We start from the raw sequence: 16,400 nt of genomic DNA, 5'->3' as shown, positions 1-16,400 counted from the left end.
ATTCATTTTTTTATGGTCACAATCAAGTATTGCATATAATTGTATCATAGTCTTGATAATGATTTAGGATTGCTATATCAGTCGTTCCTATTATGCTGCTTTTATCTTAGCGCGGAACTATTTGCGAGATAAACAAGGTCATTCCCTGCCAAAAACAAGCGATATTCACCGCTATGTTTGGCAAGAATTTGATATTAATCCTGACTCAAGATGTCAATTAATCGCCGATAATTTAGCAGTGTTGCGCCGATATCGAAATCAATCCGACTATGACGATAATTTTCCCTTATTATCTGCGATTGCTACTATTGCGATCAAGCGTTCTCAAGAAATAATTTATAACCTAAATAATCTATAAATATCAATTTAATCTGATAATGCCTTTGCTAAAACAGCAGTAGTTGTAGGGTGTGTCGCCTGCGATAAATTCCTAACTAAATACCAACAATCTCATAGCGACGCACCTGATGGATATATTACAAACCTTTGGACTTTTGGGACATTTTTCGCATTCCCAAGGCCAATGTACCTAAAAACAACAGCCCGATCGCCCCAGCTAGCGGATTGCCGTTAACTCCTGTCACCCACTCGGGAACAGATGCCGAATATCGCACTAACTTCCCGATGTTGATCGTGTAATATCCCCAGACTAAACCTGCATGAAGCCCGATCGACAAACCGAGGCGATTTTGGCGCGATCTTTTTCCCCAAACCAGAATCAAACCCAGCAACAACAACCCCGGAAACTGCGGCCAACTCTGCAGCATTGCCGCGACAGGTTTGATAAAATGAGATAGGGCAAACACCAGGCTATTCACCCACAGAGATATTTTATAATTGTAATCCCGCTGCAACTCGTCCAGCAACCAACCACGGAATACCAACTCCTCCGCAAAACCGACTCCAAGGGCGCTTAACAGCCCTTCTGCGATGATTCTCGGCAAATTATCAGAATTTTGCCACGCGACTAAGCCGAACAGTCCTTGCACCGCAAATAAGCTGAAAGTTAGCAAAAGCCCGATCGCCAATCCAATTAAAAGCTCAAAACCGTTTTTTCGAGTATTGATTAAACCGTAACTCTTGAGTAATTGGGTTTGTCCGTAAACCTGTTTTCCCCAGCGCGGCACTAGGAACAGAAACTCAGTAAACAACAATCCCATTGTCAGAATAGTTGCTAGGTTACTATCTTTAACCAACAGATAAATTGGTGCTGCTAGCGGCAGCCAAATTGCTAGCAAGATTAATAGGAAAATTATCACACGGAAAGGAAATGGATAAGTGGCTATTATTTGGCAGCGGTTAATCATTGGTTACAATTTACTTGCTGAGAGATTTTAATTTTTAGTAAAAATAAACATAACACGGGTCGGACGCATGAGTGAAATAGTCAACAACACTGTCGCTTAAATGAGTGACACTCAAATGGTGTAGCACAAGTAAGTGTCACTCTAAAAAGCGACTGTAAACTCCCCAATACTGCCACTTATATATGGAGTATCACAATATGAAAGGATAAATAAAAATGTCTCAGCAAGATCCTACAAGTATCGATTTAACCAGTAGTGATTTTTCGTTTGGAGAAATGTCAGTCGATGACATAGCTGCGATCGCAGCAATAGAGGCTGGAATTAGCGATCCAACACATCCAATCGAGGGCGAAACCGCACCAATACCTAGTATTCCACCGCTACCGATCGCACCGACCGCAATTCCGATCGCCAAACGGCCCGTCAGTGGGCGCTACCGCGGTACATTAGGCAGCTTTCAACTCGAACTCCGGGTTGACGTTGATCGCACTCGACCAATGAAGCGGTTAAGCGGCGACTTCTTCCAAGTCAGCGGCGGTACGACTACCTATTTTGGCTCCTTTATCGTCAATGCGCCGACGATAAAGGTAACAGCTTCTCAAGTCGTCATCAAGGGCCTCGGAAGCTTTACCTTTGCCGCCGGATCTCCCGTAATACAGGTGACAATCCAGCGCAAGTTCATCTTCCAGCCGCAGGCGCCAGCAACGGTGGAATTTTTCACAAAGGGCGGAGTCGCCGGAGCAACTTACACTTGTGTCTTCGAGTCTGTGTATTTCCGCAGTCTGCGACTAGAAACAGACCAGGTTTCCGATGTTGTCACTCCCATATTCAGCAGCTACAACACGGGTTCCCTGCCGTCGGGGGGGCCAGCGCGCAACCTCAGCGTCGTCAGTTCCTATGCAGAAGCTGGGATCGAGATGATCGCAACAGCAGGAAACAACGTCATCAATATCGATGAAGCTGGTGCGGGCGCTAAATGGAGCAACTCCGAACTGCACGCTTCGATGCAGAAACACTTCACCTTGTGGCAGGATTTGCCGCAGTGGGCTGTTTGGCAGGTAGTTGCTCAACTTCACGACCTGGGCCCTGGGCTCTACGGCATCATGTTTGACCAGCAAGGGAAGCAGCGGCAAGGCTGCGCCGTTTTTCATCAAGGTATAGGCGGAGAAACTGCCGAAAAGCTGCGATTGCAGCTCTACACTTATGTTCACGAGCTGGGGCATAGTTTTAACTTGCTGCACTCGTGGCAAAAGTCCTTGGCGACGCCCCCTGGTACGAATCGCCCGCTGGCACTGTCTTGGATGAACTATCCCTTTAATTACCCAGCACCGGGTGGCGAGGCTACCTACTGGAGCCAGTTTGCGTTTCAGTTCGACAATGAGGAGGTCATCCATCTCCGCCATGCGTTCCGCAACAATATTATTGTGGGTGGAAACGACTTTGCGATCGGCTCTGGTCTGGGCCAGGAAGTGATGGCCGATCCGATTCGCGATGAGTCGGGACTGACTTTCAGTATCTCTACCAACCAAAAGAGCTTCGCGCTAGGTGAGCCTGTGGTACTGCAATTAATGCTGGGAACGACGGCTGCGGGTGGGCGCCGGGTGCATACTTGGCTACATCCGAATTGCGGCTTGGTCAAAATCGTGATTCGCAAGCCTAGTGGCGCAGTTGTGCTTTATGAACCGCTAATCGATCATTTAGTCGGTCAGCGAGAAAGCACGATCGCGCGCGATGATGTAATTCCAGAAAGCGCATATATCGGCTATGGCAAAGACGGATTTTATTTCGATCAACCCGGAAATTACCGGGTACGGGCGGTCTATGGAGCTTTGGACGGTTCAGAGGTATTCTCGGATATCATCACTATTCGCGTTCGCTATCCTGTGACGCCAATTGAGGAAGAACTGGCCGCTCTGTTTATCGGCGACGAACAGGGTTCTTTGCTCTATTTGCTGGGTTCGGATGATGAGTCTTTGCGAAGCGGTAACGATGCTTTTGAGGAAGTTCTAGCAAAATATCCGAAACACGCTATGGCAAACTATGTTCGGATGGTGAAGGGTATCAACGCTAGCCGTGACTTTAAAACGATTACCGGCGATCGTGAAAGCCGGGTGATTGTACGCCCTGCGGAATTGGATGAAAGCGCCAAGTTGCTGACAGCAGTCGCCGATTCCAATATTCTCGACCCTGTTTCGGCACAGATGTCCCTTTCCTGTTTAGCTGAGGTTCAGGCTAAAACCGGCGATGAGGATGCTGTTAGCAAAACCTTTAGCAAAATCTCAGCAATGGAAGTCAAGACATTGCGATCGGCAGCCAAGAAGTAAAAAGTGAATTGGTGAATTACCCAGAAGATTGCTTTACTTTATTTTAAACTAAATAAGTAAAGCAATTTTTGTTAGTTTGTACAAAACACTGCTAGCAACAACTTCACAGCATTAATGATAAGTCTGTTGTTGGTTCGACACCTGATAATTCTGTTGGCACTTTTGGCGATCGGGTCTAGCTGCGTACCCGATCGCCCCCAGGCTGATTTTTTTACCCCTTACCATTACCAAGCGAGTACCACTATGCGTTTATTTATCAAACTTCGCGACGGTTTCAGCAATAACACCGTGACTGTAGAAGTGAATGAACAGGAAGTCTATCGCAAGTCTGGCGTGACTACGGATTTGACGATTTCCTTCGCGGATGCGGTGGAAGTTCCTGTTGAGGAATCCACAGTTAAGTTGAAGGTAGCTGTGGAGGGTGGCCAGACGCAGACAAAGGAAATTCGGGTGCAAGAGACTCCTTTTGTTGATGTCTGGATTGTTGGCGGGAAAATGGAGTTGCGAGTATCCAAGGAAGAGATGCCGATGCTTTAGCAACTCGCCGATTCCACGGGAGATTAAACATTGACATCTTGCAGTTATTTCCTAATTCTGCAAAGCAGATTTTTTGGCGCTGCGAACTGGTGCGGGCTGTACACAGCAGACAGAAACAGGTACAATAGCATTGTATCTGTTGCAACTTTAGGTAAAATAAGTTAAAAAGCCAGGTGACAATGACTGAAGCCTCCGATTTTTCAAATGTCGATCGAGAATTAGATGACACAATTTTAAGCTTCGCAGACATTCAGGCAGAACTCAACCTGCGCCACGCTAAAGATGCTCTGCGAGATATAGTAGAAAATCTCGACTTGACAGTTCAAGAGCGAACTGGACTAGAACCGGAAATTGGCGGGTTAGAGAAAATGCTCGACAAGCTAGAGCGCGCTTGCGTGCAAATAGCTGTATTTGGGATGGTGGGAAGGGGAAAATCTTCGGTTTTGAACGCGCTGCTAGGTCAAAATGTGTTTGAAACTGGCCCGACTCACGGGGTGACTCGCACGACGACTATCGGGCAGTGGGATGTCGGAGAGGGAATTGATGAGAATTTGCCCGATGGCTTACGCCCCGCTACGCTACGACTTTCGCCAGTTATTTACCGTTTGTCGCAAGTTGAATTAGTCGATACTCCGGGAATAGATGAAGTTGACGGAGAAACTCGCGAACTTTTAGCCCGCCGCGTTGCTCAACAAGCAGATTTGATTTTGTTTGTGGTTGCTGGCGACATTACGAAGGTGGAATACGCAGCACTTTCGCAGTTGCGAGAAGCGGGAAAACCGATGTTATTAGTGTTTAATAAAATTGACCAGTATCCTGATGCAGACAGGCTGGCAATTTATCATAAAATTCGAGACGAGCGCGTCAGAGAATTGTTGTCTCCCGATGAAATTGTGATGGCGGCGGCTTCGCCTTTGACGGCGAGGGCGGTGCGCCGTCCTGACGGAAGTATGGGTGTGCAAATGACTCGCAGTTTGCCACAAGTGCAAGATTTAAAATTAAAGATTTTGGAGATTTTAGACCGGGAAGGCAAATCTTTGGTCGCGCTGAATACGATGCTGTGTGCGGGTGATATTAACGAGCAGTTGGTGCAGCGAAAAATGGAGATTCGAGATGACGCGGCTAATCGCATTATCTGGAACGGGGTAATGACGAAATCGGTGGCGATCGCACTTAATCCAATTACTGTAGTTGATATTCTTAGCGGTGCGGTAATTGATGTGGTGATGATCTTAACTTTATCTAAAGTTTACGGCATTGCGATGACGGAAGCGGGCGCGGTGGAATTGCTGCAAAAGATTGCGATTAGTATGGGGGGAATTACTGCGGGTGAATTGTTGGCTAATTTTGGTTTGAGTTCTTTGAAAGGATTGTTGGGTTTGGCGACGCCGGCGACGGGGGGTTTGGCTTTAGGGCCTTATTTGTCTGTGGCGGTGACGCAAGCTGCGATCGCGGGGGTTTCTTCCTATGGTATCGGTCAAGTTACTAAGGCTTATTTGGCTAATGGTGCTTCTTGGGGAGATGATGGACCAAAGGCTGTGGTGAGCAAGATTTTGTCTTCTTTGGATGAGGATTCTATTTTAAATCGGATTAAGGAGGAGTTGCGCGCTAAGTTGGATTTGGGAAGTGTGGAAAAACAGAAATCTTAGCGATCGGCTGTTTTACGTTTACCCAGCAATTATGGCGCAGCCCTGCCGCAATCCGGCAGGGGTTTCAACCCCTGCTTCAAAGCTAAATTTGTGTGAAGACAATTTAACAAATTATTAGGATAACAACAAATTACCAATTACCAATTATTACTGTATCTTACTAACTTATGACTTAGGCAACTGGCACAGGTTGGGCGATTGCGGCAAAGAAGATGCGCCGTGCAAACTCTACTCTAATTCCGCGAAGGCGGACTTTGCTTGTGTAGCCGCCAATTCGATTCGGCGGGTTAACATCGAATTGTTAATCCGAATTCGATTTGGCGGCTTAACATCAGGTTTCCTACCCTAATTCGATCCTATTTATAACCTCTATTTTTCTCCGACCAAATGCGGGTTGGTAGTCCCCAAACATAGACAAATCCTTCGGCAGCTTTGTGATCGAATTCGTCTTCTGCGCCGTAGGTTGCTAAGTCGAAACTGTACAGGGAATTTTCAGATTTGCGGCCGACGATAGTCGCATTGCCTTTGAAAAGTTTGAGCCGCACGGTTCCAGTTACTCGCTTTTGCGTGTCCTGAATAAATGCGTCTAAAGCTGTTTTCAAAGGATTGTACCAAAGACCGTTGTAAATCATTTGGCTGTAGGTTTCTTCGATGCCTCGCTTGTACCGCGTTACATCTGCTGTCAAGGTCAAACTTTCTAAGTCTCGGTGCGCGTGCATCAAAACTAAAATCGCTGGTGTTTCGTAAATTTCCCGCGATTTAATACCTACAAGGCGGTTTTCAATCATGTCAATCCGGCCGACTCCGTGGTTCCCAACTATTTCATTTAGCTGGGAAATTAAGGCGACTGGTGATAAATTTTTGCCGTTTAAGCTGACAGGATTGCCGCAATCGAAACCGATTTCTATGTATTCGGGTGTGTCGGGAGTTTGTTCGATCGCCTTTGTCATCAAATAAACTTCCTCTGGCGGTTCCGCCCAAGGATCTTCCAGGATTCCGGCTTCAATTGCCATTCCTAATAAGTTGCGATCGATACTGTAAGGGGAAGACTTTTTCACTGGCGACGGAATGCCGCATCTCTCGCCGTATGCGATCGTTTCCTCGCGGCTCATTTTCCACTCCCGCGCTGGTGCTAAGATTTTAATCTTGGGGTTGAGCGCGCCGATCGACACATCGAACCGTACCTGATCGTTTCCTTTACCCGTACACCCGTGGGCGATCGCATCTGCACCGTATTTTTCCGCAGCTTCTACTAACAATTTAGCAATCAGCGGGCGAGCCAAGGCAGTCGAAAGGGGATAACGGTTTTCGTAAAGTGCGTTAGCTTGAATCGCTGGAAACGCATAGTCTTTGACAAATTCTTCGGTAGCATCAATAACTAAAGATTCCGAAGCACCGGATGCTAAAGCTTTTTTGCGGATCGGTTCTAATTCGTCTCCCTGTCCCAAATCAGCAGCCAGAGTAATTACCTCTTCCACACCCCACTCGTTTTTGAGGTAAGGAATGCAGACGGAAGTATCGACTCCGCCCGAATATGCTAGCACAACTTTTTTAGCGCGACTCATTGCTCTTTACATCCTGAATTTAACTGACATCTTGCACCATTGTCACTAAGCTTTTCAGGGCGGGCAAGATGCCCACCCCACAAAAAAATATCATTTTTGTGGAACAGGCATCTTGCCTGTTCTTGAGAATGGTGCAAGATATCCGATTTAACCGACTTTTCATTATGCACCTAATTGAGATCGATTCTTGTCAGAAATAGTACAGATTTATATATTCTTTTTTTGCTAAACTTGGCTATTTACCGGGGGAGTTGCTGGGGAAAATCTGCTACCGTGGGATACGGTAACTGTGGCGATGAGGACAAACCGTGTTTTTTAGTGTTGTGATTCCGACGTATAATCGTAAACCGATTTTGGCAAAATGTCTACTGGCTTTGGAAAATCAGCAGTTCGGTGAGATTGTCAGAGAGTATGAAGTAATTGTGGTGGACGACGGATCGACGGACGGGACGCTGGAGTGGTTGGCTGCAAATGCTGACTTGTTGCCTCATGTGCGATCGATCTGTCAATCTCACCAGGGCCCTGCGGCAGCCCGGAATTTGGGCGTTGAAGATGCTAAGGGCGATACGATTATTTTTATTGACAGCGATTTGGTGGTAACAGAGCATTTTTTGCAAGCACACGCCGATGCTTTACTACAGGGTTACAAAGATACTGATGCGGTTTTTACTTACGGCAGCGTGATTAATACTTGCAATTTCGATAATCCTACTTCGGAACCCTACAAAATAACGGATTTTTCGGCGGCTTATTTTGCTACGGGAAATGTGGCGATCGCCCGCCACTGGCTGCTGGCTGCTGGACTGTTTGACAATCGCTTTCAACTTTACGGATGGGAAGATTTAGAGTTGGGAGTTAGGTTAAAACAATTAGGTTTGAAACTCATTAAATGTCCGGCTGCTGTCGGCTATCACTGGCATCCACCTTTTAGTTTGGAGCAAATTCCGGGCATGATTGACCGAGAAATTCAGCGCGGTAGAATGGGAGTTTTGTTTTATCAAAAACACCCAAGTTGGGAAGTAAGGATGATGATTCAAATGACTTTTTTGCACCAAATCCTATGGGGAGTTTTATCATTAGGTGGGATGCTGAACGAACGAACGATGACTCCTTTTTTGCAGTGGTTGATTGACCAAGGCAAACCGCAGTTAGCTCTAGAAATTGCTCGGATTTTTCTGAATTGGTATAACGTGAAAGCCGTGTACGCCGCTTGCGGGGAATTGCAGACCGAGACAAAGATACCATAAATCAGCCCGACAGCGCAAATAAAATATAAGATATTGTAGGAGTATTTCAGGGCCCATTGGTGTCAACTTAAGCTCAAATGTAGTAAAAGCCTACTGTTTGACAATTATGCCTACACTGCCCTAGCGCTGCTAAAGAAGGGGGATTTAGGGAACTCAAGACTTGGATACAAACCAGAAAAACAAATAATTTTAGTCTTAAGTTGACACCCATGTTCCGGTCTATTTGAATTAACCTTTCCAGTGAGGATATTTACTGAAAAAAAACAAAAAAAGCCACCAGATAAAGGCAGGCAAAACTGGTTTATAGAAAGTGTACCAGCTTGACCTTTAATCAAAATTGCTTGCTTAGCCTGTGATTTGAGCAATATAGGCTGTTTTCTCACTCGGCTCCGATAATTTTATCTACCAACATTTTCCAACGATCATTACTTTTGATATAATGACAGATAATTTAGGAGCGTGCTATAAAGCCAATAGTTGTGCTGGTTGATCTGAGAGTGTTACCTAAAAGTGGTTAATGATTTTAAAAATATTCCCACATATACAACTTGAATAGTGTGAGGGTTTGCTATGAATACAACTGACAATAAAAATCCAAGACTAGAAACACTTAGACTTCAAAACGCTGCCTTACAAGAAAATATTTTAATGGTGGACGACCATCCAGAAAGCTTGCGGCTTTTATCCCAGCTTTTGTCTAAGCGGGGATATAAAGTGCGGCCGACACGAGATGTCAAATTGGCTCTTAACTTTGCTCTGTCGAGTCCACCAGATTTGATTTTGCTGGACATCATGATGCCCGGTATGGATGGCTATCAAGTCTGCGAACAGCTAAAAGCTTGTCCGCAAACCAAAGATATTCCTGTGATTTTTATTAGCTCTTTAAATGAAGTTTTTGATAAAGTCAAAGCTTTTTCGGTGGGCGGGGCCGACTACATTAGTAAACCATTTCAAACAGAAGAAGTGGTGAGCCGCGTCGAAAATCAACTGCTTCTGAGCCGTCTTTATAAACAAATTTTAGCACAAAATGCGCGGCTGCAAGCAGAAATAGAAGAACGCAAACGGATCGAAGCAGAACTTCGAGATAGCCAACGCTGGCTATCGGCAGTAATTGAAACACATCCTAATCTTTTGTACGTTTCCGATTTGATAGAACAGCGAACTCTGTATATCAACCGCGAAATCTATAGCGATATTGGCTACACCCTTGAAGAAATCCAGAAGATGGCAGGAGGATTTCTTCCTAACTTAATACACCCTGACGATTTGCCAGGATTCTCAGAACATCTGAGCAAAATTGACGCAGCAAAAGACGGTGAAAGCTTTGAGTTTGAGTACCGAATTCAGCACAAAAATGGTGAATATCGCTGGTTTGTTAGCGTGGATACAGTGTTTGCCAGAACAGCAGACGACAAACCTTGGAAAATTTTGGGGACGGCTACTGAAATAAGCGATCGCAAACAAGCAGAACTAGAACTTAAAACAGCTTTAGCTGCTTTGGAACGGCAAATAAAACAAAAATTTCTGCTAGAAACAATTACTCTCGAAATTCGCTACAGCTTAAATCAAGAGCAAATTTTTCAAACAGCGACTGCTCAAATAGGTCGAATTTTTAATGCAGATTGCTGCTTGATTCACACCTATAAAGAAGACCCAGTTCCCAGAATTTATAATGTCGCTGAGTACAGAAAAACAGCCTCTCAATCGCTTTTAGATTTAGAAATTCCCATACAGGGCAATCCTCACGTTGAGTTTTTATTGTCCCAAGATCAAGCTGTAGTTTCTGACGATGTTTTTTCCGAACCTCTGCTAGAAAACGTCCGAGATTGGTGCTGTCAAATAGGTTTGAAGTCGATGATATCCATCCGCACTTCCTATCAGGGAAAAGCTAACGGAATGATATGCTTACATCAGTACGATCGCCCCCGCCACTGGACGCAGGATGAGATCAGATTATTGAGCGCTGTGGCGGCACAGATGGGAATTGCGATCGCTCAAGCAAATCTTCTGGAACAAGATAAACAACAGCGGCTTAAACTTCAACAAAGCGAAGCTAGTCTAGCAGCAGCCCAGAAAATTGCCCATATCGGCAGTTGGGAATTTGATTTAGTCACCAATAGAATTACTTGGTCAGAAGAAGTATTCCGCATTTTTGGTCTTGACTCAAGTGCAACTGAACCGACATCTGCCAAACTTTTAAAGATGTGTCATCCCGACGACAGAGAATTATTTCAACAAACCGTCAGCCTGACTATCTCACAAGGCATTGCCTACAAAAGAGAGTTCCGATTTTTGTATCCTAGCGGTCAAATTATATACGTCGAAGGAAGGGGAGAAGCTGTTTTTAGCGAAACTGGGGAAGTAATAAAACTGTTGGGAACAGTGATGGATATTAGCGATCGCAAAAAAGCCGAAGCAGCTTTGCTTCTTAGCGAAGAACGTTTTTATCTGGCATTTGAAGGCAGTGCTACGGGATTGTGGGATTGGAATTTGACCACGGGAGAAGTCTATTTTAATCCGCGGTGGAAAACGATGCTGGGATATGAAGTTGAGGAAATAGCAAATAGTTTCGCCACCTGGGAGAAACTGGTACATCCAGAGGATGTTCCTCCGGCTAAAGCAGCGCTAAATGCTCACCTGGAAGGCAAAAGTCCTACTTACGAAGTGGAATTTAGGATGCTGACAAAATCCGGCGAGTGGAAGTGGATTTTAGCTCAAGCGAAGGTGATGGAACACGATGCTTCGGCAAATCCTTTGCGGATGACGGGCACGCATATCGATATTAGCGATCGCAAACAAGCCGAAGCAGATTTGCAATTTAGCGAACAGCGAGAACGAGAGAAAGCGAAACAGTTAGAAAAAACTCTGGCAGACTTACAAAAAGCTCAATCTCAGCTTATTCAAGCAGAAAAAATGTCAAGTATCGGGCAAATGGTAGCGGGAGTAGCCCACGAAATTAATAACCCCATCAGCTTCATCTACGGCAATATTATTCCCGCCGCACAGTACGCTCGCGATTTGGTAAAATTGATCGAGCTCTACCAGCAACACTATCCCGAACCAGTTGCCGAAATTGAGGAAGAATTGGCAGAAGTCGAAGTGGATTTTATTGCTGAGGATTTTCCGAGAATGCTGGCTTCCATGCAAGAAGGTGCTAACCGAATTAAGCAGATAGTGCTGTCTTTACGAAATTTTTCGAGACTGGACGAAACAGCTCGCAAAGTAATAGATATTCATGAAGGGATAGAGAGCACTTTGGTGATTTTGCAGCACCGATTTCAGCCACAGGTAAAACGTGGGGAAATTCAAGTTATTAAAAATTACGGGGAACTGCCCAAAGTCGAGTGTTATCCGGCTCAATTAAACCAAGTATTTATGAATTTGCTGGTGAATGCGATCGACGCTATGGAAGAGTCATCAGCAAATTGTACTTGCAAAGTTAATCAGATTCGCATTGTTACTGAAGTCAGCAGCGAAAATCAAGTGTGTGTGCGAATTTCTGACACCGGGCCCGGTATCCGTCCCGAAATTCAGTCAAGGATGTTTGACCCATTTTTTACTACTAAACCGATTGGCACCGGCACTGGTTTGGGGTTGTCGATTAGTTACCAAATTGTGAAAGACACCCACGGCGGTAAGTTGGAGTGTCATTCAGAAGTTGGCCGGGGAACAGAATTTGCGCTCCAACTGCCGATTTCGCAAAAGTTGAAAGTTAAAACTTAGGATAAGCTGTTAAATCAGGGGCGGTAAATTAACCATAATTTTTGTAGGGGCCAGTTCACCAACCATCTATAATATCAGCCAGAGATGAGCCTAAACCCACCCCGACCGTCAGATGGGGGGGAATTCAACGGATATTATATGAATCGTCTATCAGAACCTATTTTAGAGTGCGTCATAACCTGACATTTTCTCCCGTATTTGCTGCGAACGGTCTGTCATTTAGTTTAATCTTATCTTAAACATGATATAATAAAGAGTTACCCTTTTGAGGCCCCAGACGTTGCGCTGCTAAAATTAGTAGTGAATATTACAGTTGCTATTATACAAACTCTGTCAACATACGTCTGCTGTAGCGTCTACCACATTTTAACTGAATTATGACTGACTCAATTCGCTTCCTCATGTGTGCTCCCGACCACTACGATGTGGATTACGTGATTAATCCGTGGATGGAGGGAAATGTCCACAAATCATCGCGCGATCGCGCCGTCGAACAGTGGGAAAAACTCTACCGCGTCCTCAAAGACAACGCCGTTGTAGACCTCGTACCGCCGGCAAAAGGCTGGCCGGATATGGTTTTCACAGCCAACGCAGGCTTACTTTTAGGCAATACCTTCGTCCTCAGCCGTTTCTATCACAAAGAACGCCAAGGCGAAGAACCCTATTTCAAAGCATGGTTTGAAAGCAAAGGTTTCACCGTGCACGAACTCCCGAAAGACTTGCCGTTTGAGGGCGCTGGCGATGCTTTGCTCGATCGCGAAGGACGCTGGTTGTGGGCCGGATACGGCTTCCGTTCCGAACTCGACTCGCACCCGTTACTAGCAAAATGGCTCAACATTGAAGTGCTTTCGCTGCGTTTAGTGGACGAACGTTTCTATCACCTAGACACCTGCTTTTGTCCCTTGACAGGCGGCTATTTACTCTACTATCCAGCAGCATTTGACTCGTATTCCAACCGCTTAATCGAAATGCGAGTTGCGCCGGAAAAACGCATTGCCATTGAAGAAGCCGATGCCGCAAATTTTGCCTGCAATGCCGTCAATATTGACAAAGTTGTGGTAATGAACAAGGTTAGCGAAGCCTTGAAAACGCGCATTACTAATGCTGGTTTTCAAGTAATTGAAACGCCGATGACCGAATTTCTGAAAGCGGGCGGCGCCTGTAAGTGTTTGACGCTGCGGGTAACGGAACCGGTGCAAGAAGATCGATCTGCAAACGTGATGGTAGAAAGCCGCACAATTCGCATGGAAGGTCACTTGCTGGATGCTGGTTTAATTAGTCGTGCTTTGGACTTAATTGTCGATCTCGGTGGCAGTTTCCAAGTGCTCAATTTCAATCTGGGAGAGCAGCGGCAAAGTACATCATCTGCCGACGTTAAAGTTTCGGCTCCTTCCCACGATGTGATGGAAGAAATGATGGGAATGCTGATTGACTTGGGTGCAGTGCCGCCACCACAAGAGATTTGCGACGCTATTTTAGAACCGGTAGTGCAAGATGGCGTCGGTCCGGACGACTTTTATGTGAGTACGATTTATCCCACAGAAGTGCGGGTAAATGGTCAGTGGGTGAAAGCGCAAAATCAGCGTATGGATGGTGCTGTTGCTATTACTGAAACTGCTGATGGCCCAGTGGCTAAATGTAAATTACTGCGCGACTTAAAAGTAGGAGAAAAAGTTGTTGTTGATGTTGTCGGCATCCGCACCATCCGCAAAACAGAATCGCGGGAACAGCGCAATTCTCAAGAATTCAGCTTTATGTCGGGCAGCGTTTCTAGCGAACGCCGCGTAGAATTGGTAGTGGAACAAGTAGCGTGGGAATTGCGCCAAATTCGCGATCGGGGTGGCAAAGTTGTAGTTACTGCGGGGCCTGTTGTCATCCACACTGGCGGTGGCGAACATTTAGCGCATTTGATTCGCGAAGGTTACGTACAAGCGTTGTTGGGCGGAAATGCGATCGCAGTTCACGACATGGAACAATCGAATATGGGAACCTCTTTAGGGGTTGACATGAAACGCGGTGTTGCTGTGCGGGGCGGACACCGGCACCACTTGAAAATAATTAACACTGTGCGGCGTTACGGGAGTATTGCAAAAGCTGTTGAAGCAGGCCTGGTTACTAACGGTGTGATGTACGAGTGCGTGAAGAACAATATACCGTTTTCTCTGGCTGGTTCGATCCGCGATGACGGCCCGCTTCCTGACACGCAAATGGATTTAGTTAAGGCTCAAGAAGAATATACTGAGCTGTTACGCGGTGCAGATATGGTGTTAATGCTGTCGTCTATGCTGCACTCAATTGGTGTGGGAAATATGACCCCGGCGGGTGTGAAGATGGTCTGTGTGGACATTAATCCGGCGGTGGTGACGAAATTGAGCGATCGGGGTTCGATCGAGTCTATTGGAGTTGTTACCGATGTGGGATTGTTCCTGAGTTTGTTGGTTAATCAATTGGATAAATTGACTAGCCGCCATCATGTAGCTCAATCTGTTTAGATTTAGCGAGTAGGGTGTGTTTTGAAACCCGGAGATCCCCCCTAGCCCCCCTTAATAAGGGGGGGACTGGAAGCACTCTTTCGTCCCCCTTTTTAAGGGATTTAGGGGGATTGAGACTAGGCTACAAACCTAATTTAGAGGTGGTTTTAGCCTAATAGTTGACACCAATGGCTGGTAATTCCCACCTTCGGAAATCTTTATAAATCTTGAGGGCAAAATCACAAGTAGTAACCGGAACTTTGAAATACTAACTAGCGTTGATCGTTCTATTTTATTCACTGCTTAAAATTAGCAGTCATCGCTGCTGTATCCGCTGAAGTTCTTGCTGAACGTTTTTGAGGCGATTCATCATGTATTCAAAGTTTTCTCTATCTCCTTGAGCATTATACAGGTTCGCTGCTGTTTGCCAGTCGGCAACTGTTGCTCTAATATCTTTTAAGTTAAGACGAACAGTACCCCGAATGCGGTAAGCATCAGCATCATTCGGTCGAATGCGGATGGCATTATTGCAGTCTCCAAGTGCAGCAGGATAGTCCCCGATCAGAAGTCGTGACAAACATCGGCTTTGGTGTGCTTCAGCAAAATTAGGATTGAGTTTAATAGCTTGGGTGTAGGCTTCAATTGCTCCTTTATAGTCTTTGTTATTAAAAAAATCGTCACCCCTTGTATAGAAGTCTGTGGAGCTCGCTTGAGATATAATAACTACGGGAGCATGGCTAGACGCAGCATTAGGGATTATACCTATTGTGAGGGGAATTGCCACGATGGTGATAGCTTGGTATAGAAAATTCATGATTAAATTTATTGGTGTAGGCAAGTATATTGAGCGCCTTTTTAAGCTTCTGCTCCTTTCCTTTCGGGCGAGTCATGAAATAAAGAGGATAGATTTTAGTTGCTATTAGTCGCTAGAGTCCCAATCCTCAATTTTAACTTCCAGTCCACTCATAAAACTTACTCCTAACGATCTTTTAAGAATGGATTCGTTGATAGCAACTGATTGACCAGGCTGTAACGTTTGATTAATTATCACCAGATGCGTGTAGAGATTTGTATTGCCTTTACCGATCAGAATCTTTGGGATACCAATCTTGATGGGCCTACTGCTGCGGTTCGTGATTTTACCTTCAATGAGAGCCCAATTTTCTATTCCTTTTTTTAAGTCTGAGGATAATCTTAAGTTAGCAATCAAGGGGTTCTGATTTCGTTCTATTGCCTTTATAGCCTCGTCTATCCGTCCTCTCTCACATACTGGCTCAAGGGATATGTGGTTGCCCGTTTTGGGATCTGTCCAGAAACAGCCTGGATACTCTTGGGCGATCGCACCGCTGTAACCCAAAGGCAAAAACGGAATTACGACAGCAGAAAGGGAAGTCGCCACACGCAGAAGTTTAAGTCTGGCCATAACACTTGGTTCCTTGAGCTTTTCTAGTGTATTGAGTGCTCAGCCTACAGCTTTTTTCTTAGAACCGATCAGCGTCAGCGCTTTGAGAATTCTCTCGAATAGCCTTTTGCTTACAGCTACCGCTTTATGTCAAGCTCATCTTTATCACTCCTCC

The 16,400-nt window shown here is 45.4% G+C and carries 11 protein-coding genes; 7 read left to right on the top strand and 4 right to left on the bottom strand.

Features of this window, described 5'->3' with window-relative positions:
* The first annotated feature begins 76 nt into the window (after positions 1–76).
* Positions 77–358, top strand: coding sequence for a HEPN domain-containing protein (locus tag QUA24_RS20985; RefSeq protein ID WP_333231812.1), 282 nt, complete (start codon positions 77–79; stop codon positions 356–358).
* 118 nt (positions 359–476) lie between these two features.
* Here the strand turns inward: QUA24_RS20985 and QUA24_RS20980 are convergent, their stop codons facing one another.
* Positions 477–1,307: a CPBP family intramembrane glutamic endopeptidase gene (locus QUA24_RS20980; RefSeq protein WP_333231810.1), complete on the bottom strand. Its 831-nt coding sequence runs from the start codon at positions 1,305–1,307 to the stop codon at positions 477–479.
* Positions 1,308–1,522: 215 nt separating this feature from the next.
* On the opposite strand from QUA24_RS20980, the gene QUA24_RS20975 reads away from it, so the two are divergent.
* The 3 genes from QUA24_RS20975 (at position 1,523) to QUA24_RS20965 (ending at position 5,817) form a co-directional block, all read left to right on the top strand.
* Positions 1,523–3,631 carry a hypothetical protein gene (locus QUA24_RS20975; RefSeq protein ID WP_333231808.1) on the top strand — a complete coding sequence of 703 codons (2,109 nt, stop codon included), beginning with the start codon at positions 1,523–1,525 and terminating at the stop codon, positions 3,629–3,631.
* A gap of 114 nt (positions 3,632–3,745) precedes the next feature.
* Positions 3,746–4,168: a hypothetical protein gene (locus tag QUA24_RS20970; RefSeq protein ID WP_333231806.1), complete on the top strand. Its 423-nt coding sequence runs from the start codon at positions 3,746–3,748 to the stop codon at positions 4,166–4,168.
* Positions 4,169–4,347: 179 nt separating this feature from the next.
* Positions 4,348–5,817, top strand: coding sequence for a GTP-binding protein (locus tag QUA24_RS20965; RefSeq protein WP_333231804.1), 1,470 nt, complete (start codon positions 4,348–4,350; stop codon positions 5,815–5,817).
* Between the two features lie 356 nt (positions 5,818–6,173).
* Here the strand turns inward: QUA24_RS20965 and QUA24_RS20960 are convergent, their stop codons facing one another.
* Positions 6,174–7,382 (bottom strand): argininosuccinate synthase, encoded by a 1,209-nt coding sequence (locus QUA24_RS20960; protein ID WP_333213392.1) that lies wholly within the window; start codon positions 7,380–7,382, stop codon positions 6,174–6,176.
* A gap of 308 nt (positions 7,383–7,690) precedes the next feature.
* Between QUA24_RS20960 and QUA24_RS20955 the strand changes: the two genes are divergently transcribed.
* The 3 genes from QUA24_RS20955 to argZ all read left to right on the top strand — a co-directional run bounded on the left by QUA24_RS20955 (position 7,691) and on the right by argZ (position 14,844).
* On the top strand, positions 7,691–8,629 hold the full coding sequence (locus tag QUA24_RS20955) for a glycosyltransferase (protein ID WP_333231802.1): 939 nt from the start codon (positions 7,691–7,693) through the stop codon (positions 8,627–8,629).
* A 570-nt stretch (positions 8,630–9,199) separates the two neighbouring features.
* The gene (locus QUA24_RS20950; protein ID WP_333231800.1) at positions 9,200–12,352 is read left to right on the top strand and encodes a PAS domain-containing protein; all 3,153 of its coding nucleotides are present in this window, start codon (positions 9,200–9,202) and stop codon (positions 12,350–12,352) included.
* Positions 12,353–12,729: 377 nt separating this feature from the next.
* Entirely contained in the window at positions 12,730–14,844 is a 2,115-nt protein-coding gene (gene argZ, locus QUA24_RS20945; RefSeq protein ID WP_333231797.1) for a bifunctional arginine dihydrolase/ornithine cyclodeaminase, read from the top strand.
* Between the two features lie 295 nt (positions 14,845–15,139).
* Here argZ and QUA24_RS20940 read toward each other — a convergent pair whose 3' ends face one another.
* Both QUA24_RS20940 and QUA24_RS20935 read right to left on the bottom strand, forming a co-directional pair.
* The gene (locus tag QUA24_RS20940) at positions 15,140–15,637 is read right to left on the bottom strand and encodes a tetratricopeptide repeat protein (RefSeq protein ID WP_333231795.1); all 498 of its coding nucleotides are present in this window, start codon (positions 15,635–15,637) and stop codon (positions 15,140–15,142) included.
* A 105-nt stretch (positions 15,638–15,742) separates the two neighbouring features.
* Positions 15,743–16,246 (bottom strand): hypothetical protein, encoded by a 504-nt coding sequence (locus QUA24_RS20935; RefSeq protein WP_333231793.1) that lies wholly within the window; start codon positions 16,244–16,246, stop codon positions 15,743–15,745.
* Positions 16,247–16,400 lie beyond the last annotated feature (154 nt).

Origin of the sequence: Microcoleus sp. Pol12B5 (assembly GCF_036701335.1) — a bacterium.
In the GTDB taxonomy this organism is placed as follows: domain Bacteria; phylum Cyanobacteriota; class Cyanobacteriia; order Cyanobacteriales; family Microcoleaceae; genus Microcoleus.
Note: the sequence above shows the minus strand (reverse complement) of the source record. Positions and strands in the feature narration are given on the sequence as shown.

What these genes read in the sequence shown, in the direction of transcription:
- QUA24_RS20980 (WP_333231810.1), bottom strand. Translation starts at nt 1,307, where the DNA reads ATGATTAACCGCTGCCAAATAATAGCCACTTATCCATTTCCTTTCCGT.
- QUA24_RS20975 (WP_333231808.1), top strand. Translation starts at nt 1,523, where the DNA reads ATGTCTCAGCAAGATCCTACAAGTATCGATTTAACCAGTAGTGATTTT.
- QUA24_RS20970 (WP_333231806.1), top strand. Translation starts at nt 3,746, where the DNA reads ATGATAAGTCTGTTGTTGGTTCGACACCTGATAATTCTGTTGGCACTT.
- QUA24_RS20965 (WP_333231804.1), top strand. Translation starts at nt 4,348, where the DNA reads ATGACTGAAGCCTCCGATTTTTCAAATGTCGATCGAGAATTAGATGAC.
- QUA24_RS20960 (WP_333213392.1), bottom strand. Translation starts at nt 7,382, where the DNA reads ATGAGTCGCGCTAAAAAAGTTGTGCTAGCATATTCGGGCGGAGTCGAT.
- QUA24_RS20950 (WP_333231800.1), top strand. Translation starts at nt 9,200, where the DNA reads ATGAATACAACTGACAATAAAAATCCAAGACTAGAAACACTTAGACTT.
- argZ (WP_333231797.1), top strand. Translation starts at nt 12,730, where the DNA reads ATGACTGACTCAATTCGCTTCCTCATGTGTGCTCCCGACCACTACGAT.
- QUA24_RS20940 (WP_333231795.1), bottom strand. Translation starts at nt 15,637, where the DNA reads ATGAATTTTCTATACCAAGCTATCACCATCGTGGCAATTCCCCTCACA.
- QUA24_RS20935 (WP_333231793.1), bottom strand. Translation starts at nt 16,246, where the DNA reads ATGGCCAGACTTAAACTTCTGCGTGTGGCGACTTCCCTTTCTGCTGTC.